The sequence below is a fragment of the Methylobacterium sp. Leaf94 genome, from assembly GCF_001426045.1.
In the GTDB taxonomy this organism is placed as follows: Bacteria; Pseudomonadota; Alphaproteobacteria; order Rhizobiales; family Beijerinckiaceae; genus Methylobacterium.
The window spans coordinates 161244-182934 of sequence record NZ_LMRM01000002.1; the positions used below are offsets into that span (position 1 = coordinate 161244).

General features: G+C 71.5%; 17 protein-coding genes. 9 read left to right on the plus strand and 8 right to left on the minus strand.

Going from position 1 to position 21691, the window contains the following annotated elements:
* Nucleotides 1-2 precede the first annotated feature (2 nt).
* The gene (locus ASG63_RS02460; RefSeq protein ID WP_156394044.1) at nt 3-1232 is read left to right on the plus strand and encodes a L,D-transpeptidase family protein; all 1230 of its coding nucleotides are present in this window, start codon (nt 3-5) and stop codon (nt 1230-1232) included.
* A gap of 231 nt (nt 1233-1463) precedes the next feature.
* Entirely contained in the window at nt 1464-2363 is a 900-nt protein-coding gene (locus tag ASG63_RS02465; RefSeq protein WP_056211715.1) for an MBL fold metallo-hydrolase, read from the plus strand.
* Between the two features lie 45 nt (nt 2364-2408).
* Here ASG63_RS02465 and ASG63_RS02470 read toward each other — a convergent pair whose 3' ends face one another.
* The 6 genes from ASG63_RS02470 to ASG63_RS02495 all read right to left on the minus strand — a co-directional run bounded on the left by ASG63_RS02470 (nt 2409) and on the right by ASG63_RS02495 (nt 9353).
* Nucleotides 2409-3881, minus strand: coding sequence for an amino acid permease (locus ASG63_RS02470; protein WP_056211717.1), 1473 nt, complete (start codon nt 3879-3881; stop codon nt 2409-2411).
* A 166-nt stretch (nt 3882-4047) separates the two neighbouring features.
* Complete coding sequence (locus ASG63_RS02475; RefSeq protein ID WP_056211829.1) at nt 4048-4710, minus strand: DJ-1/PfpI family protein; 663 nt, start codon at nt 4708-4710, stop codon at nt 4048-4050.
* A gap of 137 nt (nt 4711-4847) precedes the next feature.
* Nucleotides 4848-5225, minus strand: coding sequence for a response regulator (locus tag ASG63_RS02480; RefSeq protein ID WP_056211718.1), 378 nt, complete (start codon nt 5223-5225; stop codon nt 4848-4850).
* A gap of 15 nt (nt 5226-5240) precedes the next feature.
* On the minus strand, nt 5241-6512 hold the full coding sequence (locus ASG63_RS02485; RefSeq protein ID WP_056211721.1) for a sensor histidine kinase: 1272 nt from the start codon (nt 6510-6512) through the stop codon (nt 5241-5243).
* Between the two features lie 511 nt (nt 6513-7023).
* Nucleotides 7024-8502, minus strand: a complete 1479-nt coding sequence (locus ASG63_RS02490; RefSeq protein WP_056211832.1) for a M48 family metalloprotease — start codon at nt 8500-8502, stop codon at nt 7024-7026.
* Nucleotides 8503-8531: 29 nt separating this feature from the next.
* Nucleotides 8532-9353, minus strand: coding sequence for a DNA-binding protein (locus tag ASG63_RS02495; RefSeq protein ID WP_443189769.1), 822 nt, complete (start codon nt 9351-9353; stop codon nt 8532-8534).
* A gap of 1520 nt (nt 9354-10873) precedes the next feature.
* Here ASG63_RS02495 and ASG63_RS02505 point away from each other — a divergent pair.
* The 4 genes from ASG63_RS02505 (at nt 10874) to ASG63_RS02520 (ending at nt 15369) form a co-directional block, all read left to right on the plus strand.
* Nucleotides 10874-11299: a helix-turn-helix domain-containing protein gene (locus ASG63_RS02505; protein ID WP_056211724.1), complete on the plus strand. Its 426-nt coding sequence runs from the start codon at nt 10874-10876 to the stop codon at nt 11297-11299.
* 141 nt (nt 11300-11440) lie between these two features.
* Nucleotides 11441-12619 carry a methionine adenosyltransferase gene (gene metK / locus ASG63_RS02510; protein WP_056211726.1) on the plus strand — a complete coding sequence of 393 codons (1179 nt, stop codon included), beginning with the start codon at nt 11441-11443 and terminating at the stop codon, nt 12617-12619.
* 4 nt (nt 12620-12623) lie between these two features.
* Nucleotides 12624-13370, plus strand: coding sequence for a tRNA (guanine(46)-N(7))-methyltransferase TrmB (trmB, locus tag ASG63_RS02515; protein ID WP_082559148.1), 747 nt, complete (start codon nt 12624-12626; stop codon nt 13368-13370).
* A 223-nt stretch (nt 13371-13593) separates the two neighbouring features.
* Nucleotides 13594-15369, plus strand: coding sequence for an HWE histidine kinase domain-containing protein (locus ASG63_RS02520; RefSeq protein WP_056211728.1), 1776 nt, complete (start codon nt 13594-13596; stop codon nt 15367-15369).
* A 27-nt stretch (nt 15370-15396) separates the two neighbouring features.
* On the opposite strand, the gene ASG63_RS02525 is transcribed toward ASG63_RS02520, so the two are convergent.
* Nucleotides 15397-16341: a hypothetical protein gene (locus ASG63_RS02525; RefSeq protein WP_056211730.1), complete on the minus strand. Its 945-nt coding sequence runs from the start codon at nt 16339-16341 to the stop codon at nt 15397-15399.
* A gap of 279 nt (nt 16342-16620) precedes the next feature.
* Here ASG63_RS02525 and ASG63_RS02530 point away from each other — a divergent pair, with 279 nt between their 5' ends.
* From ASG63_RS02530 to ASG63_RS02540, 3 genes are all read left to right on the plus strand, one after another.
* The gene (locus tag ASG63_RS02530) at nt 16621-17220 is read left to right on the plus strand and encodes a superoxide dismutase (protein ID WP_055946939.1); all 600 of its coding nucleotides are present in this window, start codon (nt 16621-16623) and stop codon (nt 17218-17220) included.
* A gap of 432 nt (nt 17221-17652) precedes the next feature.
* A complete protein-coding gene (gene murJ / locus ASG63_RS02535; protein WP_056211732.1) occupies nt 17653-19194 on the plus strand; it encodes a murein biosynthesis integral membrane protein MurJ in 1542 nt (513 codons plus the stop codon).
* A 78-nt stretch (nt 19195-19272) separates the two neighbouring features.
* On the plus strand, nt 19273-19932 hold the full coding sequence (locus tag ASG63_RS02540) for a haloacid dehalogenase type II (RefSeq protein WP_056211734.1): 660 nt from the start codon (nt 19273-19275) through the stop codon (nt 19930-19932).
* Nucleotides 19933-19958: 26 nt separating this feature from the next.
* On the opposite strand, the gene ASG63_RS02545 is transcribed toward ASG63_RS02540, so the two are convergent.
* On the minus strand, nt 19959-21647 hold the full coding sequence (locus tag ASG63_RS02545) for a methyl-accepting chemotaxis protein (RefSeq protein ID WP_056211736.1): 1689 nt from the start codon (nt 21645-21647) through the stop codon (nt 19959-19961).
* Nucleotides 21648-21691: the final 44 nt, after the last annotated feature.

The following is a 21691-nucleotide window of genomic DNA, read 5'->3' on the forward strand; positions in this document are numbered from 1 at the left end:
GCATGGTCTTCCTGTCCCGGGGCCCGCTCCGCCGTGCGGCGTCGGCCCTTCTCGCTCTCGCGACGCCGATCCTGACCCTCGGCGCCGTGATGGCGGCGTCGCCGGCCGCGGCCGAGCCGTCCAAGGCCTTCGCGCCGATTCCGGCCGCCACCCTGGCCCTCATGCAGGCGCGGGGCACCACGGCGGCGGCCCCGGTGCTGTTCCGGGCCTACAAGAAGGAATCCGAGATCGAGGTCTGGAAGCGGGCCGGCAGCGGCCGCTTCGTCCACGTGAAGACCTTCCCGATCTGCCGCTGGTCGGGCCAGCTTGGCCCCAAGCGCAAGAGCGGCGACCGCCAGACCCCCGAGGGGTTCTACACGGTGCCGCAGCGCCAGATGAACCCGAATTCGCGCTACTACCTCTCATTCGACGTCGGCTACCCCAATGCCTATGACCGGGCCCACGGCTCCACCGGTTCGGCCGTGATGGTGCACGGGGTCTGCTCGTCGATGGGCTGCTTTGCCATGACGGACCAGGTGGTGGGCGAGATCTACGCCATCGCCCGGGAGGCCTTCGCCGGCGGTCAATCCGCCTTCCAGTTCCAGTCCTTCCCGTTCCGGATGACGGCCGCGAACATGGCCCGGCACCGGGCCGATCCGAACATCGATTTCTGGCGCCAGCTCAAGGAGGGCGCCGATCGATTCGACGCCCTCGGCGAGGAGCCGGCCGTCAGCGTGGTCGGCGGTCGCTACGTCTTCGCCCCCGCGAAGGATCCGGCCAAGGAGGCCCAAGTCGTCGTCTATCGCGGGGCCGAGGAGGCGCGCATCGCCACCTTGGTGGAGGAGGGGAGCGCGGCCGTGCGCACCACCTATTCCGACGGGGCGCAGCATCCGTTCTGGGCGGCGCTCGCCGCCAAGGGGGCCTCCCTCGGCGACGTGAGCCGGCCGGAAGCCCTCGCGTATGCGGGCCAGGAGGTGGTGGTCATCGCGGCCCGGCCACGCCCGGTCCCCGTGGCCGAGGCGGTGTGGTCGCGCTGGATCGCGCCGGACTCGCCGCTCTCGCGAACCCGGATGCCGGGCTTCGTCCCGGCTTATGAGCGCATGGCGCCGCTCTTCGCGCCCCTGGCGACGGCCGCCCTCGGGACGGAGGCTTATCCTGTCGCTTGGCCGCGCCTGGTTCGCTTCGGCCTGTCGGGCATCCTGCCGGTGCCCGGTCCGGCCCGGGGCACCCTCGACGTCCTGGCGCAGCGGTGAGTGGGCCGGTGGCCGGGTCGACACAGTTCGCCGGCGAAGTTCCGGGCCAGATGCCTCGCCGCCCAGCCATGTGCGGGCTCGCACATCGGGGGGAGGGGCGGCTTACTACCTCAGAGCAGTTCCACTTCGATCCCGGCACCCGCCTATCGCCGACCCGCGAGGATTGGATCGCGCCGGTGCGACGAAGGGCACCCGATCCAGATTGGGATCGGGGCATATGGTAATCGAACGATGACCTTCTCCTCCCGTCCCTTCGCGGATGACGGCCTCACCCTGACCTTCTGGGGTGTACGCGGTTCGACGCCCGTCAGCGGCCCGGATTACATCGAGTTCGGTGGCAGCACGCCCTGTCTCGAGATCCGGTGCGGCGAGCGGCTGTTCCTCCTCGATGCGGGTTCGGGGCTGAATGCCTGCGGCCGCCATCACCGCGATGCGATGCCCAAGGAGATCGACCTCCTCTTCAGCCACCTGCACCTCGACCACACCGCCGGTCTGCCGTTCTTCAAACCCGTGGTGCTGGACCCGGAGCGGACCCTCAACACCTATTGCGGCAATCTCGACGGGGAGAGCGCCGCCGCGGCCCTCGACCGGCTGTTCGCGCCGCCGCTGTTTCCCGTCACCCTCGACATCATTCCCTGCCGGCTCGCCCATCACGGCTTCAAGGCCGGCGAGCGGCTGACCTTCCCCGACGGCGCCACCGTCGACACGATCCTGCTCAACCATCCGCAGGGCTCGGTGGGCTACCGCTTCGAGCATGCGGGCCGGCGGCTCTGCGTGATCAGCGACATCGAGCACAGCGATCCGTGGCCGGACGCGGCCCTGAAGGACTTCGTGCGGGACGCCGACCTCGTGGTCTATGACGGCATGTTCACCGAGGGCGAGTATCCGGTCTGCCGGGGCTGGGGCCACTCGACCTGGCAGAAGGGCGTGGAACTGGCGCAGGCCGCCAGCGTGAAGGCCCTCGCCATCATCCACCTGCATCCCTGCCACACCGACGCGATGCTGCGCAGCGTCGAGGCCGACATGCAGGCGGCGATGCCCACCGCCTTCATCGCCCGCGAGCGCCAGACCGTGGCCGTGGGCGAGCCGGTGTGCAGCGCGCCCACCCTGGCCCTGGCGCGCACCGCCTGAGGCGCAGGGGCCCTCGCCCGGACGGGGCGGGACCTCCCGGCTCGATCAGGCCGCTTCCTCGCGCCCGACGCGGCTGTGGCGCCGGCTCCAGGCGAAGTAGATGACGAGGCCGATGGCGAGCCAGACCAGCAGGCGCAGCCAGGTCTCCCCGTCGAGCGAGACCATCATGGCAAAGCAGCTGAGGATGCCCAGGATCGGCACCAGGGGGACCAGGGGCGTGCGGTAGTCGCGGCGCGCATCCGGTTGGGTCCGGCGCAGGATGATGACGCCGATGCAGACCAGGATGAAGGCCAGCAGCGTGCCGATGCTCGTCATGTGGCCGAGCTGGGAGATCGGCAGGAAGCCGCCCAGCGCGCTGGTGAACACCATGAAGAACAGGTTCGAGCGGTAGGGCGTCTTCCAGGCCGGGTGGATCTTGGAAAAGAAGCCCGGCAGCAGCCGGTCCTGGCTCATGGAGTAGAACACCCGGCTCTGGCCCAGCAGCAGCACCAGGATGACGGTGGAGAAGCCCGCGATCACGCCGAGCGTCACGAGGCTGCGTAGCCACAGGAACGGCGTCTGGCCGATGGCGGTGTTCACCGGGGCGGCGTCGCCCTTCATCTGGTCGTAGTGCACGAGGCCGGTGAGCACCCCCGCGAAGGCGATGTAGATCACCGTGCAGATGGCGAGCGACCCCAGGATGCCGATCATCATGTTGCGCTGGGGATTCTTGGCCTCCTGCGCGGCCGTCGAGACCGCGTCGAAGCCCACATAGGCGAAGAACACCACGCCGGCGCCCCGCATGATGCCGCTCCAGCCGTACTCGCCGAAGGTGCCGGTGTTCTCGGGGATGAACGGCACGTAGTTCTGCGCCTTGATGTAGAACAGCCCGACCCCGATCACGACCGCCACCACGGCGAGCTTGATCAACACCACCACGGCGTTGACCCGGGCCGATTCCCGGATGCCGATCATCAGCAGGGCGGAGGCCGCCACGATGATGAAGATCGCCGGCAGGTTGACGAGGCCGTGGGCCGTGGTGCCGTCGGCGAGGGCGTAGGTCTCGAAGGGGGAGTGGACGAGGCTCGGGGGCAGGTTGATCCCGAGGGTGTCGCGCAGGAAGCGCGTGACGTAGCTGGACCAGCTCACCGAGACCGTGGCCGCGCCGACCGCGTATTCGAGCACGAGGTCCCAGCCGATGATCCAGGCCACGAACTCACCCATGGTGGCGTAGGCGTAGGTATAGGCCGAGCCCGCCACCGGGATCATGCCGGCGAGTTCGCTGTAGCACATGCCCGCGAAGGCGCAGGCGATCGAGGCGATGGCGAAGGAGATCACCACCGCGGGGCCCGCATGCTCGGCCGCCGCGATGCCGGTCAGGGAGAACAGGCCGGCGCCGATCACCGCACCGATGCCGAGGGCGATCAGGCTCCAGGGGCCGAGGGTGCGGGCGAGCTTGTGCTCGCCGCCCTCCGCGTCGCTGTTCAGCCGTTCCAGCGATTTCGTGCGCGTGAGGTCGCCCGCGAGGCCTGCCGCCATAGGGTGGTCCTATCCTGGTTGGGAGCGGATGACCCGCCCGGCATTGCGGGCGGGCCCGGAAGAGGATGGCAAGGGTGTGGTCTTCGTGAGGGGCGATCTTGGCGTTTGCCCAACGCAGTGGCAAACGGCGATTGGCGGCCCCGGCAGGTTTCGGGCCGCGCTCCCGTCACGGGCGCGTGATCGCCGCGGCCGCCGCGTCCGCACCGTCGATGAGCGGGCCGAGGATCGCCCGCGCCCGCGCGGTGATGGCGGGGCCGGCCGTTTCCGGCGTTCCGGCCGCGAAGGGGGGCGCCGGGGCGTATTCGGCCACGAGCTGGCTCGTGCGGGCCGCCTCCGGCCCGGCGAGCCGCGCGCAGAGCGCCAGGGCGAAGTCCAGACCCGCCGAGACGCCCGCCGCCGTGACGCGGTTGCGGTCGAAGACCACGCGCTCATCCACCGGAATGGCGCCGAGGCGCGGCAGCACCCGGTCGCGGACGCACCAGTGCGAGGTGGCGCGATAGCCCTGCAGGAGGCCGGCCGCCCCGAGGATCAGCGAGCCGGTGCAGACGCTGGTGATCCAGCCGGCGCGCGCCGCCCGGTCGCGCAGGAAGGCCAGGGTGTCGGCATCGCGCATCTGCGCGGGCGTGCCGTCGCCCCCCGGCACGAACAGCACGTCGACGTCGCGCGGGCAGGTCTCGAAGCTGTCCCCGGCCAGGAGGGTCAGGCCGGTATCCGATGAGACAGGGCCGGCCGCGCGTGCCACGAGGTGCAGCCCGCCTCCGGCGATGCCGGCGAGGAGGGCCTGCGGCCCGACGAGATCGAGGGCGGTCATGCCCGGATAGAGCAGCATCGCGATGCGCAGCGCGCGTGTCCGCGCGGGCCCCGCCTCGGGCGCCCCGGCCGCGGAGGATCCGACGGCGGTCAGCGCCGCGGCGCCCGCGAGCCCCGCGACCGCGACGGCGCGGCGGGTGGGGCCGGGGGGCTGGATCACGCGTTCGGCCCGACCGCGAAGGATTCGATGGCCTTGATCAGCGTCGCCGCGCGGTAGGGCTTGGTGAAGAACACGCTGCCCGCGATGAGGCGGGGCGGCGTCTGCGAGAACCCCGTGGCGTAGATGACCGGCAGGTCGGGACGCAGGGTCCGCGCGGCCTCGGCGAGCTGCCATCCGTCCATCAGGCCGGGCAGCCGGATATCGGTGAACAGGATGTCGACGGACGCCTCCGCCTTCAGGATGTTCAGGGCGATCTCGGCGGTCGCCGCCTGGAAGACAGCGAAGCCGGCATCCTCGAGATCGGCCGTGATGACTTCCAGTAGCAGAGACTCGTCCTCCACCATGAGGATGCGTGGTTTGGCCGAGCCGCTCATCGTCGTGGCGTTCCGTCAGGCGTAGCCCAGGCGTGGTGTGCGGCCGAGCCGGGACGCCTCTCCACTCGGATGAGGGGACGATAGCTCGGTTGGATCGCGAGGCAAGTAGATCCATACCGTCGTGCCACGGCCCGGTGCACTTTCAATCACGACGTGCCCATCGGATTGCTTGGCAAAGCCGAAGACCTGGCTCAGGCCGAGGCCGGTGCCCTCGCCCACCGCCTTGGTGGTGAAGAACGGCTCGAAGGCACGGGCGAGAACCTCCGGGCTCATGCCCTGGCCGCTATCCGCGACCGCGATGGCCACGTGATCGACGGGGCGCAGGGCGGGGATCTGCTCGGCTTCCGCGGCGGGAACGTTGCGCGTGCGGATGACCGTGCGCCCGCCCTTTTCGGTCGCGTCGCGGGCATTCACCGCGAGGTTCAGCAGGGCGTTCTCCAATTGGTTGGCGTCGACGCAGACGGGCCAGACCTGCGGCGTGAGGGTCATTTCCGGGCGCTCCACCGCGTCGAGGGCCCCGCGCAGGAGTTCCGACAGGTCGCGGATCAGCCGGTTCGGGTCGACCCGCACCGGCTGGAGGGGCTGGCGCCGGGCGAAGGCGAGCATCTTCTGCACCAGGGCCGCGGCGCGCTCGGCCCCCGTGAGCGCGCCGTTCAGGGAGCGGCGCGCCCCGCTCTCCGGAGGCAGGAAGCGCTCGATCCGGTCGAGGTTGCTGATGACGACGCCGAGCAGGTTGTTGAAGTCGTGGGCGACGCCCCCCGTGAGGGCGCCGATGGCCTCCATCTTCTGGCTCTGGCGCAGCATCTCCTCGGCCCGGTCGCGCTCGGCATGGGCCTCGTGCAGGGCGGCCAGCGCCGCGTCGCGCTCGCCGATCCGCGCCAGCAGCTCGGCATTCGCCCTGCGCAACTGGTCGGGCGAGGGCAGGGCGAGGGCCCGCGGCAGCAGGACCCAGAGCAGGATCGCCGTCACGATCGAGGCGGCGGCGGTGATCGCCTTGATCACGGCCTCGGCCGCGTAGTCCGGCACCCACAGGGTCCAGATTCCGAAGAGATGGGTGGTGCCGCAGGCGAGGATGAAAAGGGCGAAGGCCCAGAACATCCATCCGAAGGCTATGTCGCGCCGCCGGGTCACGAAGACCCCGAGGGCCACCGGGATGGTGAAGTAGGCGAAGGCGATGATCGCGTCCGAGACGACATGCGTCCAGATCAGCTCCGGCCGCCACAGCAGGCAGATCCCGTGTGGTGCCAGGCTGGTGCGGTCGAGGAAGCCGCTCAGGATCGCGAGCATGTCAGGTCTCGGAGGCTCCGGGTTCATCCGCTTCCGACCGGGCAGGCGCAGCGGGCATGATCTGCGTCCGATTATAGCCTGAACAACGCCTGACGTCCCAGACAAAAGCGCGTGTTGACTATGAGCTATTAAGGGTCACGACTGGGGCGTGCGCTGATTTATTATGGCTCTGCACGGGGACGGCGCCGCCGCGCGGTTTTGGCCCGCGGTCTCGGCGCACGTGCGCTCCCCCGCATGGAGCGTGAGCCATGTGCGGTGTCAGCCGCTCGGCGCATCGGTCGAGGCGGAGGAGCCGGTGGTCCGCGGCGGGGCGAGATTCCCGAGAATGGCACGGAAGGGAACTCGCAGCCGATCGATCCGCCGCGATCGCCGAGGCCTCGACGGCGGGCGAAACCGGAGCGGGGAAGCCTGTCCCGCACGGCCGTGCACCGACCGGCGCCGAAGTCCGCTCCCGACTCGCCGCTCCCGACTTGTTGATCGCGTCTTGCCGAGCGCTTCTCGCCGGGCGCGTCTATTCCACCACGACCTTGTAGGTCTGGCCCGCCCGGAGGGGGGCGCCGCGCTCCAGGCCGTTCAGCACGAGGAAGCGCTCCACCGGTTTATCCGGGACCACCATGCGCTGCGCCAGGGCCTCGACGGTCTCGCCGGCGCCGGCCGTCACCACCACGAGGCGCAGGGGCCGCAGGGTCCGGGCCTCGGCCGGATCGATCGCGGACAGGCTCTCGGTCCAGCGCCGGAAGGCGCCGTCCGGATCGGTGCTGCCCTTGGCCGCCATGATCATCCGGAAGGTGGTCTCGCCGACCCGGATCACGGCGAGGCGGAAGGTCCAATCCTTGCCGCGGGACAGGGCCGTGGCCGCCGGGTAGCCGGCGACCATCCGGTTCTCCAGGGAGCCCGGCTCGACGACATCGTTCCATGTCGCCTTCAGCACCTCGTCGAGGCCCTGGCCCGGATTGCTCTCGACCTGATCGAAGAGCAGGCGCCGGCTGCCCTCTCCGGTGGTGCCCAGGACCGCGTTGCGGGTGTTCTCGATGGAGAAGCCCTCCGGCACCTCGAAGGCGATGCCGAGGGCGGGATGGAGGAACTTGCGCCCGCGCACGACGCCGTCGCCCGGATTGTCGCCGTAGGCGATGCCGTCGATGGCCGCGAGGTAGCGGGCGCGCTCGTCGACCCCGAGGCCGGGGGCACCGATGAGGCGGGCGGCGCGGGTCACCAGGGTGATGCGCTCGGTGGTGCCCGGATGGGTCGCCAGCATATCGGGTTCGCCGGCCATGCCGGTGCCGGTCTTCAGGGCCGTGGTCCGGCTCAGGGCCGTGAGGAACCGGCCGGCGCCGAACGGATCGTAGCCGGCGCGCGCCAGGGTGCGTACCCCGACGCTGTCGGCCTCGAGTTCCTGGTCGCGCGAGAACCGGGCGAGGGCGAATTTCGACTGGCTCTGGAGCTGGGCGCCCGTCACGGGATCGTTGAGTACGTCGGCCACGACCTTGCTGACCAGCTGCGAGCGCAGCGCCAGCTCGGTGCGCGCCGTGGCGTGGCGCAAGGTGACGTGGGCGATCTCGTGGGCGAGGACGGCGGCCACCTCGGAGGTGTCGCTCGCCAGTGCCAGCAGGCCCCGGGTGACGTAGAGCCGGCCGCTCGGCAGCGCGAAGGCGTTGATGACGGGCGAGTCGAGCAGGGTGACCGCGTAGGTCTCCTCCGGCCGCTCGGTCGCCTTGACGAGGCGGTCGGTCACGTCGCTGACGAGACGCAACGTCGCCGGGGACCGGTACTCGCCGCCGAAGGAGGCCACGAGCTTGGCGTGGTCGGCGTCCGAGGCAGTGCGCTCGCGCCCCGTCGTGCGCGGCGCCTCGCGGGGCACGGCCAGCGCCGCCTTCTGCACGACGGCACCGGTCTGGTCGCCGATGCAGCCCGAGAGCAGCAGCCCGAGGAGCGGCCAGGCGGCGGCCTGCCGGCCGGGCCGGAGCCGGCCCGCCGGCGAAGGAGCGGCCATCGTGAGGCGAAGGATCGAACCCATGCCGTTCAGCGCCGCTGCGCCTGCTCCCCGTCCAGAACTTCGATCATGTCGGCACTCGCGATGTCGAGGGTCGGGCCGCGCCACGCCTCGACCACCCCCCGGACCCGGACCTCTCGCCCGCGCAGGGAGGCCGCACTCAAACCACGTTCCTGCAAGACGCGCCAAGTGCGTTTCGACACGGTCACGGTCAGCCCATCCTCGCCCCGGCCTGCGAAGTCGAGATAGGTGCGGCGCGGGCGCTCGCCGACCCACCGCACCGCGCCCTGCATCACGACGAAGTGACCCAGTCTGGCGCGCAGGGCCGGGCCGTCCCGGACGTCCGGACCGGCTTGGCCCCAGAGGCCGCGGCCGCGCCGTCGCGCCCCGGCCTCGACCGCCAGGAGAGCCGGCCGGCACAGGGTGTCCCGCTCGCCCGCATCGACCGCGACGAGGCCGAGAGCCACCAGCCCGGCCGCGAGATCGGGCGTCGCCGCCTCGGCGTCGGTCTCGGCCACCGTCGCGTCGACGTGGGACCGGCCCCATCGATCGCTCTCGCCCCGGGCGACCAGCGTCAGGGAGCGTCCGTTGCGGGCGAGCAGCCAGGCGCCGGCCTCCGACGCCAGGTCCGGCCTGTCCGGCCAGCGCACGCCGTCCAGCACGGCCCGTTGGCCGGACGCGAGGATCAGCTCGCCCCGCACGCCGAGGCCGGCGAGACGCTCCGCCCGCGCCGGCGCCTCACGGCACTCGGGCGCGCCCGCGCCGGCCGGGTTCGGCAGCGCGAGAGCGGCGCCCACGGCCAAGCCGAGACGCCGTCCTCCCCGCAGGCGGGGCGATCGTCGCTGTGCGATCGTCACGAAACCGACTCCCGGGCGATGGTGCGAATCCCCCGCCATTGTCGCCCCGTACGGGGTAGAGACAAGGAAGGGGGCCGGCGCGCCGGCCGGTTCATGCCGCATTGCGGCAAGATGGCCACAGGCGAGACGACCGCCCAAGGGGAGGGGAGGCCGGCGGGGCTGGGCCTCGCGGACCGGCCGGCAGAGACGTGCGTCCCCGGTTGGCGGGTCCGGACGATGATGCTAGGAACACCCCCGGTGAGTCTCCGTAGCTCAGCTGGACAGAGCACAGGTTTCCTAGATCTTAATTGGGCGTCGCGAGGGGAAACCGCGCGGCGGATCCGCTCAAATTCGGGGAACGCTCACCGTGTGCTTCCGGCGCACGCAGCCAATCCCGAGCCAAGCCCGGCACCCGCATCCGCGGGCTTCGGGACGGTGTAGAGACTAGACGGGCGGCACCTAAGGGGTTCGGCGACGAAGCCTACGGTGAAGGGATAGTCCAGACCACGAACGGGCGCCTCCGGGCGCGCGGCGGCGGAAGCCGAAGTGGGATGAAACCTGGGGTCGCAGGTTCGAGACCTGCCGGGGACGCCACCACGCACGCGCCGTGTCCGGCGCGCGATTGCATCGATCTCGCTTCAGAATTTTGTAGGCTCGGGCTTGGAGGCTTGGGCCGCTGCGCCCGGCATGCCCCCGCAAGGGCAGGGGGCGACCCGCACACGCCCGCGTGCCTGGGCTCGGCGCCCGCAGATGCGGATCGAATCGGCGCGCGCTGGCGGGCCGGTGTCCGAATGGAGGCTTGGTCCGGAAGGCCCGTCCTAGGGCTTGCGGGTCCGCGAGGCTTCCTCGATGGCCGCCTGATGATATCCGCTGTCGTGGTAGGCCGCTTGGGACGGGCGCTGCCCCTTCGCCTCGCTGTCCGTCTTGCCGATCGCGGGTGATCCCTGTGCCGCCGAGGCCCGCGGATTGCGAAAGGGCAGAATCGTGGCCGTCTGTTGATGATGTCCCATAGTCATGACGCGTGAGGTCCCTTCATGCGCTGCCTTCGCAGCGCCGTGGGACAAGAGTATAGGTCTGCCTGATACGTTTTGCATCACGAGGAGCCCGATAAATCCTTCAGATGCGAGAAATATAGGCTTGCCCCATATTCTTTCAGGATTGGTCAAGGTCTCTGACCGTTCGAGGCGTGAAATTGGGCATGACCGCTTCTTGATCTGACGGTTGTTGATGGGCGGGCGCGATCTCGCCGTCCGACACCCGGATGCCGTCTGCCCCAGGGCTCGACCACGCCGGCCGCCCGGGCCCGGTTGCGATGCGGGAAATGTGGGGTGGACGGCTTGTCCACATGATCGCCCGGTCGCGTGATCCCCAGGGCCCCGTTCGGTTTGACGCCTGCGGGAGGGGGCCATACCGTCCCGCCGGGCGAACGGAAGGCAGGTCGTCTCCGCGGCGAAGCCTTCGCTGAGGGCGAAGGGTCCGGACGTGGTCAGGCCCTGGCGCTGCAAGGGCTCGCAGCAGAGCGTGGGACGGGCAAGATGGCTGGGCAGAAGACGGACGCACGGGACGTTCACGTGGGGCAGCGAATCGCCGAGCAGCGCAAGAGGGCGTCCCTGACCCAGAAGCGCGTCGCCCAGAGCTTCGGGATGTCGGCCGCCCAGTTGCAGAAGTACGAGAAGGGCACGAACCGCATCAGCGCCATCCATCTCGACACCTTCAGCCGGCTGACGGGGGTGCCGATCGCCTATTTCTTCGACGGGCTGGAGCAAGAGGGCGCGGGACCGTCCGGCGGCGACGCAGGACCGGGGTTCGCCGAGGGGCCTCAGGAGGTCTACGCCGCCGACAATCCCTGGCTGGGCCTGACGAACGTCGTGGTGCAGCACGTGAGCGCACATTTCCCCGAGCCGGAGCGCCGCCGGTTCGCCGCGATCCTCCAGGCGATCGGGCGCCAGCTCGACGGCTGATCTATCGTCCGATTCGTTCGCTTTGGCGGATTTATCCGGTCTTCCGGCTTGACCCTGCGGGGCTGTCCTGCCAGACACGCGCGCCTGATCAATCGGGAACGGCGCCGCCACAGCCTGGGCGCCCACTGCATGGGGGCCCCAATGCCGCGTTCAAACTACCTGTTCACGAGCGAATCCGTCTCGGAAGGCCATCCCGACAAGGTCTGCGACCGGATCTCCGACACCGTCGTGGACGCCTACCTCGCGGCGATGCCGGAAGCCCGCCTCGGCGTCGAGACCCTGGCCACCACCAACCGCATCGTCATCGCGGGCGAGGTGCGCGGTCCCGATTCCGTGACCTTCGACCATCTCGCCGAGCTGACCCGCGCGGCGGTCAAGGACATCGGCTACGAGCAGTCGGGCTTCCACTGGAAGAACAACGACATCGCCATCCACCTGCACGCCCAGTCGGCGGACATCGCGCAGGGCGTGGACTCGTCCGGTAATAAGGACGAGGGCGCGGGCGACCAGGGCATCATGTTCGGCTACGCCTCCGACGAGACGCCCGAGCTGATGCCGGCGCCGATCTACTACGCCCACAAGATCCTCAAGGACCTCGCCGACGCCCGCAAGGCCCGCCAGGGCGACGCCGTCAAGCTCGGCCCCGACGCCAAGAGCCAGGTCACCGTCCGCTACGAGAACGGCCGCCCGGTCGGGGTCACGCAGATCGTTCTCTCGACCCAGCACCTGGACGAGTCCCTCGACTCGGCCGACGTGCGCGCCATCGTCGAGCCCTACATCCTGGCCGCCCTGCCGCAGAACTGGGTCTCCGAGGAGACTGTCTGGCACGTGAACCCGACCGGCAAGTTCGTGATCGGCGGTCCCGACGGCGATGCCGGCCTCACCGGCCGCAAGATCATCGTCGACACCTACGGCGGCGCGGCGCCCCACGGCGGCGGCGCCTTCTCGGGCAAGGATCCGACGAAGGTCGACCGCTCGGCCGCCTACGCGGCGCGCTACCTCGCCAAGAACGTGGTGGCCGCCGGCCTCGCCACCCGCGCGACGATCCAGCTCGCCTACGCCATCGGCGTCGCCAAGCCGCTCTCGATCTACGTCGACCTCCACGGGACCGGCCAGGTCGACGAGGCCCGGCTCGAGGACGTGCTGATGAACGCCTTCGACCTGTCGCCCCGCGGCATCCGGACGAAGCTCGGCCTGAACAAGCCGATCTACGCCCGCACCTCCGCCTACGGCCATTTCGGCCGCGCCCCGGAGGCCGATGGCGGCTTCTCGTGGGAGCGCGTCGATCTGGCCGACGGCCTCAAGTCGGCCCTGGCCTGACCCCATGACCCTGGGGCGGGACCATCTCCCGCCCCACCCGGGCGGGCCTGAATCACCGGAGGGCGCCGACCGCGCCTTCTACGGTCGCCGCAAGGGCAAGCGCCTGCGGGCCGGCCAGGAGCAGCGCCTGTCCGAGCTGCTGCCGACCCTCCGGCTGACCCTGCCGCCCGCCGGCGAGCCCCTCGATCCTCCGAGCCTGTTTCCCGTCCCGGTGGACGAGGTCTGGCTCGAGATCGGCTTCGGCGGCGGCGAGCATCTCGCCGCCCAGGCGGCCGCCCACCCCCGCACCGGCATCATCGGCGCGGAGCCCTTCGTCAACGGCGTCGTCAAGCTCCTGCGCGCGGTGGACGAGGCGGCCCTCCGCAACGTCCGGATCTGGGACGAGGACGCCACGGCCCTGCTCGCGGCCCTGCCCGATGCCAGCCTGGCCCGGGTCTACCTGCTCTATCCCGATCCCTGGCCCAAGCGCCGGCAGCGCAAGCGCCGCTTCGTCTCCGACGGCGCCCTGGCGGAGATCGCCCGCGTGCTCCGGCCCGGCGGCGTGTTCCGCTTCGCCAGCGACATCGACGATTACGCCGGCTGGACCCTCGTTCGCGCCGCGCGCTGTCCGGACCTCGCCTGGACCGCCGAGGCGGCCCGGGACTGGACGCAGCCCTGGTCGGATTGGCCGGGCACCCGCTACGAGGCCAAGGCCCTCGCCGCCGGCCGGCCGCCGAGCTACCTCGAATTCCGCCGGGTCGGACCGGCCTGAGCGCGGTGGCGGCGTAACCCGGTTTGCCGACATCCTTTTGATGGGGTTGTTCGAGAAACGCGCATCCCCATCTCAGCCCGGCCTTGTTCCGCTCGGACTTCGGTTGTCTGATGGGCCGCGATCACCGCGAGCCGTCCGGTGGAGCGCGGTCGCGCGTCCGTGACACGAGGTCGGACGCGCCGAGCGAGGATGTGGCGTGCACGACGCTTCGGACAAGTCTTCCATGGACAAGTCTTCCATCGCGGGCGTCGGGACGGACTTGGCGTCGGCGCCCGCCCCGGATGCCGGGCCAGGATCGGGTCTGCACGGGACGGCCTTCGCGCAGGCGCCGATCGGCATCCTGGTGGTCGACGGGGCCGGCCTCATCCGCGACGCCAACCCCCATCTCTGCGATCTCCTCGGCTATGAGCCCGGCGCCCTCAATGGGCGGGCCCTCTCGGTCCTCGGCGCCGTGGCCCAGCGCGTCTGCATCCGGCGCTGGCTCCGGGCGGACGGCACCGGCCTGGACATGCGCATCCGCCCCTCGAAGCAGCGCGACGACCTGCAGATCCTCGTGGTCGAGGCCGTCGATCCCGACGAGGTCGCGCGGGCCGAGGAGAACCGCGCCGCCCTGACGGCGGCGGGCCTGGGCGAGTGGCGCTACGACTTCGCCGACGGCCGGGTCGTCCTGTCGCGCCGGGCCGCGCATCTCCTCGGCTATGCCGCGGACGATCCGGTCACCTGGACCCGCCTCCAGGCCGCGATGGACGGCGGCGAGGTCGCCCGCATCCGGGCCCAGGTCCGCGCATCCTTGCGGGACGGCGCGCCCTTCACCTTCGAATGCCGCCTGCGCCGGGCGCCGGACGGCACCGCGATCGATGTCGGGGTCCGGGGGCAGGCCATCCCGGCGGGGGAGGGCGCCGATCGACCCGCGACCCTCGTCGGCGTGGTCGAGGACGTGACCACCCACGTGGAGGCCCGCAACGCCCTGCGGGACGGCGAGCAGCGCCTGCGCATCGCCACCTCCCTGGCGGCCCTCGGGATCTTCGAATGGCACATGCTCGACGACCAGGCGATCTGGGAGAACGAGCGCATGTTCGCGATCTTCGGGCGCAGCGCCGCCGACGGCGCCCTGGGCAAGCGCGAATTCCTCGAGACCGTGCTGCATCCCGACGACCGCCCGGCCTTCCGCGCCGCGATCACGCAGGCCCTGCGCGAGGACACCACCCTGGCGGTCTCGGCTCGCATCCGCCGCCTCAGCGACGGGGCGTGGCGCACCCTCGACTTCGCCGGGCGCTTCGAGCGCGACGCGCCCAACCGCCTGCCGCGCCGCCTGATCGGGGTCGTGGCCGACGTGACCGAGCGCCGGCTCGCCGAGGAGCGCCAGACGCTCCTGATCCGCGAGCTGCACCACCGGGTGAAGAACACCCTGGCCACGGTCCAGGCCATCGTCGGATCGACCGCCCGCACCGCCTCCAGCATCGAGAGCTTCTACGAGGCCTTCGTCGGCCGGATCATGTCGCTGGCCCACACCCACTCGGTCCTCACCGAGGACACCTGGCAGACGGCGTCCCTGCGCACCCTGCTCGCCAACGAGTTGAAGCCCTATGCGGAAGGATCCCTGAACGGTGCGGAGGAGCGGGACGCCCGCATCCAGCTCTCCGGCCCCCCCGTCGACATGGCGTCCGAGGTCGCGGTGCCGATCGGCATGGCGATCCACGAACTGACCACGAACGCCGCCAAGTACGGGGCCCTGTCCACCCGGGACGGCCGGGTGGCGATCACCTGGGCGCTCGAGCCCGGCGGTCCGGCCGGGACCCTGCACTTCACCTGGGTCGAGAGCGGCGGCCCACCGGTCGCACCGCCGAAGCGGCAGGGCTTCGGCTCGCGCCTGCTCCAGCGGGTGCTGACGGCCCAGGTGCGGGCCGAGGTCTCCATGAACTACCCGCCGGAGGGGTTCACCCTGACGATGCGGGCGCCCCTGCCGGTCCGCAACGCGGCGCTGAATCCGCTGGCCTGAGGGCGCTCCCGCGAAGGAGGGCTGCGATCAGGCCGCGCCGCGGCTGTCGGTCTCCCCGCCCGCCTCGACGAAGGCCTTGAGTTCGTCGAGGGAGCCGAAGGTGAAGCGGCCCCGCGGCGTGTCCGCCTCGATCACGCCGGTGGAATACATCACGTAGGTGTTCCCTCCCGAGGCATAGGTGCCGACGACCTGCGGTTCCTCCGCGACGGGGGGCGTGGACTCGGCGGCCGGCGCCTCCGGGGACGGTTCGGGCTTGTCCTCGGGAACGCCCACGAACTCGGCCGTCTCGATGGCGGACGGATGCGGGGGAACGGGGTCGGGCGCGCGACGGGGCTCCGCCTCGGCCTCCTTGAAGCGAGGGGCGCTCTCGGGCGCCGGCTCGGGTGCCGGCGCGGGAGCGGGGCCGTCGAACAGGTCGTTCTCCGTCGCCCGGGTCTCGGGATCCGGTGCGGCGTCGGCGATGCGCGGCTCCGGGATGTGCGGCTCCGGACGATCGTGGGGCGCGTCCGCCGGCAGCAGGTTCGGCAGCAGAGGTTCGGCGGCCGAGGGCTCCGGGGATGGCGGCGCGGGGTCGAAGAAGGTCGGTTCCAGGCCGGGGCGAGTGGAGGCGGCGCCTCCCAAGCCCGCGCCGGCGCCCAGACCGGCACCCAGGCTCGCGGCGGTGGCGGCGAGGCTCGGCCGGGCCCGCTGGGCGGCGCTCGGGTCTGCTGCGCCGCCGGGGGCGAGCCCGGTCTCGGCCGGGGGGAAGGACGGGGTCGCCGGACGCGCCTCGCGGAAGGCGCGCTCCAGGCCGCGCAGGCGGCCCGCCACGACCGCCAGTCCCAGCACCACGGCCCCGGCCGACGCCGTGGTGGCGCCCGCGATGGTCATGGCGAGACCGCTCTCCAGCCGGACGAAGGGGAAACCCTGGATGACGGATACGATTCCGCCGACGATCATGACGGCGGCCAGCGCGAACAGCGCGATATTCATGGATGTCTCGACAAACGCCTGCACCTTCAGGTGCGGCGCGCACACTAAAGGCCTGGGGGGCATTTGCAAAACGCACACTCGCACGCCGGGCGCAGCCACGCCCCGGGCAGGCCCCCGCGGATCGCCGCCGTCCGGGCATCGTCTCCGCCCGGGCGTGGACGCCACCCGGGCATCGACTTCATCCGGGCATCGACTTACGTAACGGCGCGTTGGTGCGAGGATCGCGCGCGGATCGCGCGCCTGATCGTGTCCGATGTCTCACGAGACGGAGAGTTGCCCATGACCTTCACCTTGCCCGAACTGCCCTACGCCTACGACGCGCTCGGCCCCTACATGTCGAAGGAAACCCTCGAGTTTCACCACGACAAGCACCACAAGGCCTATGTCGACACGGGCAACAAGCTGCTCGAGGGCACGGGCCTGGAAGGCAAGAGCGTCGAGGAGGTCCTGACCTCGGCCTACGGCAACAACCAGCCGCTCTTCAACAATGCCGGCCAGCACTACAACCACATCCATTTCTGGCAGTGGATGAAGCCCAACGGCGGCGGCGCCGCCCCGGGTGCGCTCGCCAAGAAGATCGACGAGGATCTCGGCGGCTTCGAGAAGTTCAAGGCCGACTTCATCCAGGCCGGCGTCGGTCAGTTCGGCTCCGGCTGGGCCTGGCTCGCGGTCAAGGACGGCAAGCTCGCCATCATGAAGACCCCGAACGGCGAGAACCCGCTCGTGCACGGCGCCAAGCCGATCCTCGGCGTCGACGTCTGGGAGCACTCCTACTACATCGACTACCGCAATCGCCGCCCCGACTACCTCAAGGCGTTCATCGAGAACCTGGTGAACTGGGAGCACGTGGAAAAGATGTACGGTGAGGCCACCGCGTAAGGCCCCACGATCCTACGGCCTCGCCACGAGGCTGGGGACAGGCGCCGTCTCGCGAAGGACAGGGCCGTCGCTGACGGAGACCGGCTGACCGGAATTCTCCGGCGGCCCGCCGTCATTCCGGAGCCGCGTCGCGGAAGCCGGGATCCGGAAACGCAGGTGGTGCGAGATTTCGCACGGGCGGCGGCTCTGGAGTCCGGGCTCGTCTCCGACGACCCGGAATGACGGCGAGGTGTCCTGGGCGAGTGTCTGGTCCAAGGCGAGAGGGCCTGCTGCGCCGGGGCGGACCGGCGCGGTCGGGCGAACACCGACCGCGGGCCGTCCGTGCGCGGCGCAAGGCGCGTGACCGTTGAACGGTTCCGCGTTTGCGCCGGGCGCGCCGGCATGGTCTAGGGCTCGCCCGACTCTCCCCGCCCCGCGTCCCGGCAGTCCCCCATGATCCGCAGCATCCTCTCCGTCGGCGGCTGGACGCTGGTTTCGCGCGTCACCGGGTTCGCCCGCGACGTGGTGATGGCCGCGATCCTGGGAGCCGGGCCGGTGGCCGACGCCTTCGTGGTGGCGTTCCGCCTGCCGAACCACTTCCGGGCGATCTTCGGCGAAGGCGCCTTCAACACCGCCTTCGTGCCGAGCTACGCCAGCCTGTCGGAGACCGAGAAGGCCGACCCGGAGACGGGCGCGGCCCGGCGCTTCGCCGACCGCATCTTCACCCTGATGCTGCTGGTGCAGATCGGCTTCCTGGCCCTCGCCATGCCGGCGATGCCCTGGGTCGTGCGGGCCCTGGCGCCCGGTTTCTCGGAGGACCCGGAGCGGTTCGCGCTCGCCGTCTCGCTGACCCGGATCACCTTCCCCTACCTCCTGTTCATGACGCTGGTGACCCTGTTCTCCGGCCTCCTCAACGCCCATCGGCGCTTCGCCGTGGCGGCCGGTGCGCCGGTCCTCCTGAACCTGTCGATGCTCGCCGCCCTGGCCTCGGCGTCGCTCTTCCCCAACGCCGCCTACGCTGCCGCCTGGGGCGTGACGGTGTCGGGCGTGCTGCAATTCGCCCTGGTGTGGTGGGATTGCCGGCGGGCGGGCATCGCCCCGACCCTGACGACACCGACCCTGCGCGACCCGGCCATGTGGCGCTTCTTCAAGGTGCTGGGGCCGGCGGTGATCGGCTCGGCCGGGTTCCAGATCGCCTCCTTCGCCGACACGATCCTGGCGAGCTTCCTGCCGACCGGTGCGGTCTCGGCCCTGTACTACGCCGACCGGCTCTACCAGCTGCCCTTCGGGGTCATCGCCATCGCGGCCGGCACGGTGCTCCTGCCGGAGATGAGCCGGCGCATCGCCGGCGGCGACGTCGCCGGCGCGCATGCGGCGCAGAACCGCGCCGCGGGCTTTTCCCTCGCCCTCTCGGCGCCCTTCACGGTGGCGTTCCTCACCCTGCCGGTCCTGATCATGACGGCCCTGTTCCAGCGCGGCGCCTTCGGGGCGGAGGATGCCGCCCGCGCGGCCTCGGTGCTCGCCGCCTACGGGCTCGCCCTGCCGGCCGTGGTGCTCCTGCGCAGCGCGCTCCCGAGCTTCTACGCCCGGCAGGACACGATGACCCCGCTCATCGCCTCGCTGACCGCCATCGCCGTCAACGTCGCCCTGAAGGTGGTGCTCACCGGTCCCTACGGCGTGACCGGCCTCGCGATGGCCACGGCCATCGGCCAGTGGGTCAACCTCGGCCTCCTCGTGGCCCTCGCCTGGCGCCGCGGCTGGATGGCCCCGGGCCGCACCCTCGGGGTCACCGGCGTCGGGGTGGTGGTGGCCTGCATCGCCCTCGCGGCCACCGCCCATTACGGCCTGCCCCTGGCCGATGCCCTGGTGCCGGCCCTGCCGCGCCTGCGCGAGATGGCGGTGCTGGGCCTGCTCGGGATCGCCGGAACGCTGGTCTACGCCGTGCTGTTGTTGGGGACGCTGCGCCTGTTCGGGCTTCGCCTGCGGCGCGCCTGATCCCGCCTCCGCTCGCTCGCAGGCGAGGGAACCGCCGCGCCGGCGCGGCGCTCGACCGGATGCGACAGAGGAGCCCGCATGACCGAATCCCCCCGCATCGCCGTCTTCGACGCCTACGGCACCCTGTTCGACGTCCACGCGGCGGTGTCGCGCCACGCGGACGCGATCGGGCCGGACGCGGCCGCCCTGTCCGAGACCTGGCGCGCCAAGCAGCTCGAATATTCCTGGGTGCGCGGCCTGATGGGGTGCCACGCCCCGTTCTGGGGACTGACCGAGCAGGCCCTGGACTACGCCCTCGCCCGATACCCGGAGGTGGACCGGGCGCTACGGCCCCGGCTCCTCGACGCCTATCGCGACCTCGACGCCTATCCGGAGGTGCCGGGCACGCTCCGCGCCCTGCGCGCGGCGGGATGGCGGACCGCGATCCTCTCCAACGGCGACGCGGCGATGCTGGAGCGGGCGGTGGGCTCGGCGGGGCTGGCGGACCACCTCGACGCGGTGCTCTCGGTGGAGTCCGCGCGAACCTTCAAGACCGCCCCGGCCGCCTATCGCATCGCCACGGACCGCTTCGGAGTCGGGCCCGAGGCCGTGCTGTTCGGCTCCTCGAACCGCTGGGACGTGGCCGGGGCGGCCGCCTTCGGCTTCCGCCCCGTCTGGGTCAACCGCAGGGGGCTGCCGGACGAATATGCCGATCAGCCCCCCGAGCGGGTGATCGAGAGCCTGGACGCCCTGCTCTGAGGGCGGGGCCGCCCGGATTGCGGCTGTCAGGCCGCCCGGATGGTGGCCAGGAAGTGCGAGACCTGGCCGCCGAGATGCTCGGACTGGCGCGACAGCGCCGAGGCCGAGGCCAGCACCTGGGCGGCGGCCGCGCCGGTCTCCTCGGCGGCGCCCGCGACGCCCGAGACGTTCTGCGTGACCTCGCCGGTGCCGATGGAGGCCTGGGCCACGTTGCGCACGATCTCCTGGGTCGCCGCGCCCTGCTCCTCCACCGCGGCCGCGATCGAGGCCGCGACGTCGCTGATCTCGCGGATGCGCCCCGTGATGGCGCCGATCGCCTCCACCGCCTGGCCCGTCGAGCCCTGGATGCGGGCGATCTGGCCGGTGATCTCGTCCGTGGCCCGCGCCGTCTGGTTGGCGAGCTCCTTGACCTCCGCCGCCACCACCGCAAAGCCCCGGCCCGCCTCGCCGGCGCGAGCCGCCTCGATCGTCGCGTTCAGCGCCAGCAGGTTGGTCTGGCCCGCGATGGTCGAGATCATCGCCACCACGTCGCCGATGCGCTGGGCCGCCTCGCTCAGGTCGCGCACGAAGGTGGCGGTCTGCCCGGCCTCCGTCACCGCCTCGCGGGAGAGCTGGGCCGAGCCCTGGACCTGCCGGCCGATCTCGTCGACGGAGGAGCCGAGCTCCTCGGCGGCGGCCGCCACCGTGGTGACGTTCGCCGAGGCCTGGTCGGCGGCGGCGGCCACGGAAACGGAGCGCTGCGCCGTCTCGCTGGCATTGGCCGACATGCTGCGGGCCGTGTCCTGCAACTGTGCGGCGGCCGTGCCGACCTGCGCCACGACGCCCCCCACCGCGGCCTCGAACTGATCGGCCAGGCTGCGCAGGGTCTCCCGGCGCAGGGCCTCGGCCCCGGCCCGGGCCGCCGCGGTCTCGGCCTCCAGGGCGCGGGTGCGCAGGATGTTGTCCTTGAAGACCTGGACGGCGCCCGCCATCGCGCCGATCTCGTCCCCCCGCTCGGCGCCCGGCACGGCGACCGCCGTGTCGCCGGTCGCGAGCCGCCGCATCGCCTCGGTCATCCGCTGCAGGGGGCGGCTGACCCCGAGGGCGAGGGCGAGGGCGGCACCGGCCGCGATCAGCAGTCCGAGGCCCACGAGGATCGCGGTGGTCAGCAGGGCGGTGTCGTAGGTGTCCTGGGCGCGGGCGCCGCTGGCGCGGGCGCTGCCCTCTTCCAGCTCGACGAGCTTCTGCAGGGCGCCGAGGACGGCGTTGATGCGCGTCGACATGTCGGTGTTGTAGGTGCGCTGGGCGCCGGCGAGATCTCCGGCCTGCGCCTGGGCGACGATCCCCTCCTGCAGGGTCCGGTAGGCGGTCCATTCCGTCTCGAACGTCCGGTAGAGGGCCTGCGACTCCGGCTGGGCCGGCAGGCCGGCGTAGGCGGCCTGCGCGGCGCGCATCTCGGCCTCGCGCTTGGCCAGGGTGGCCGAGACGTCGGTGCGGGCCGCCGGCGTGTCGGCGGTGATCAGGCGGCCGCCATTCACCCGCTGGCGCAGGACCAGGACCTGGAGCTTGCCCAGGAGCTGCACGGTCGGGAGGCGCTCGTCGCGCATCTCCCGCGCCACTCCGTTGACGGCGCGCAGCTGCATCAGGGCCGACCCGCCGATCACCGCCACGAGACCGAAGACGAGGCCGAAGCCGAGGAACAGCTTGGTGCGGATCGACAGGGCGCGAAGGGACATGCGGCGAGGAGCCCGACTGGAGGGGAGTCCCCGCATCATTCGCG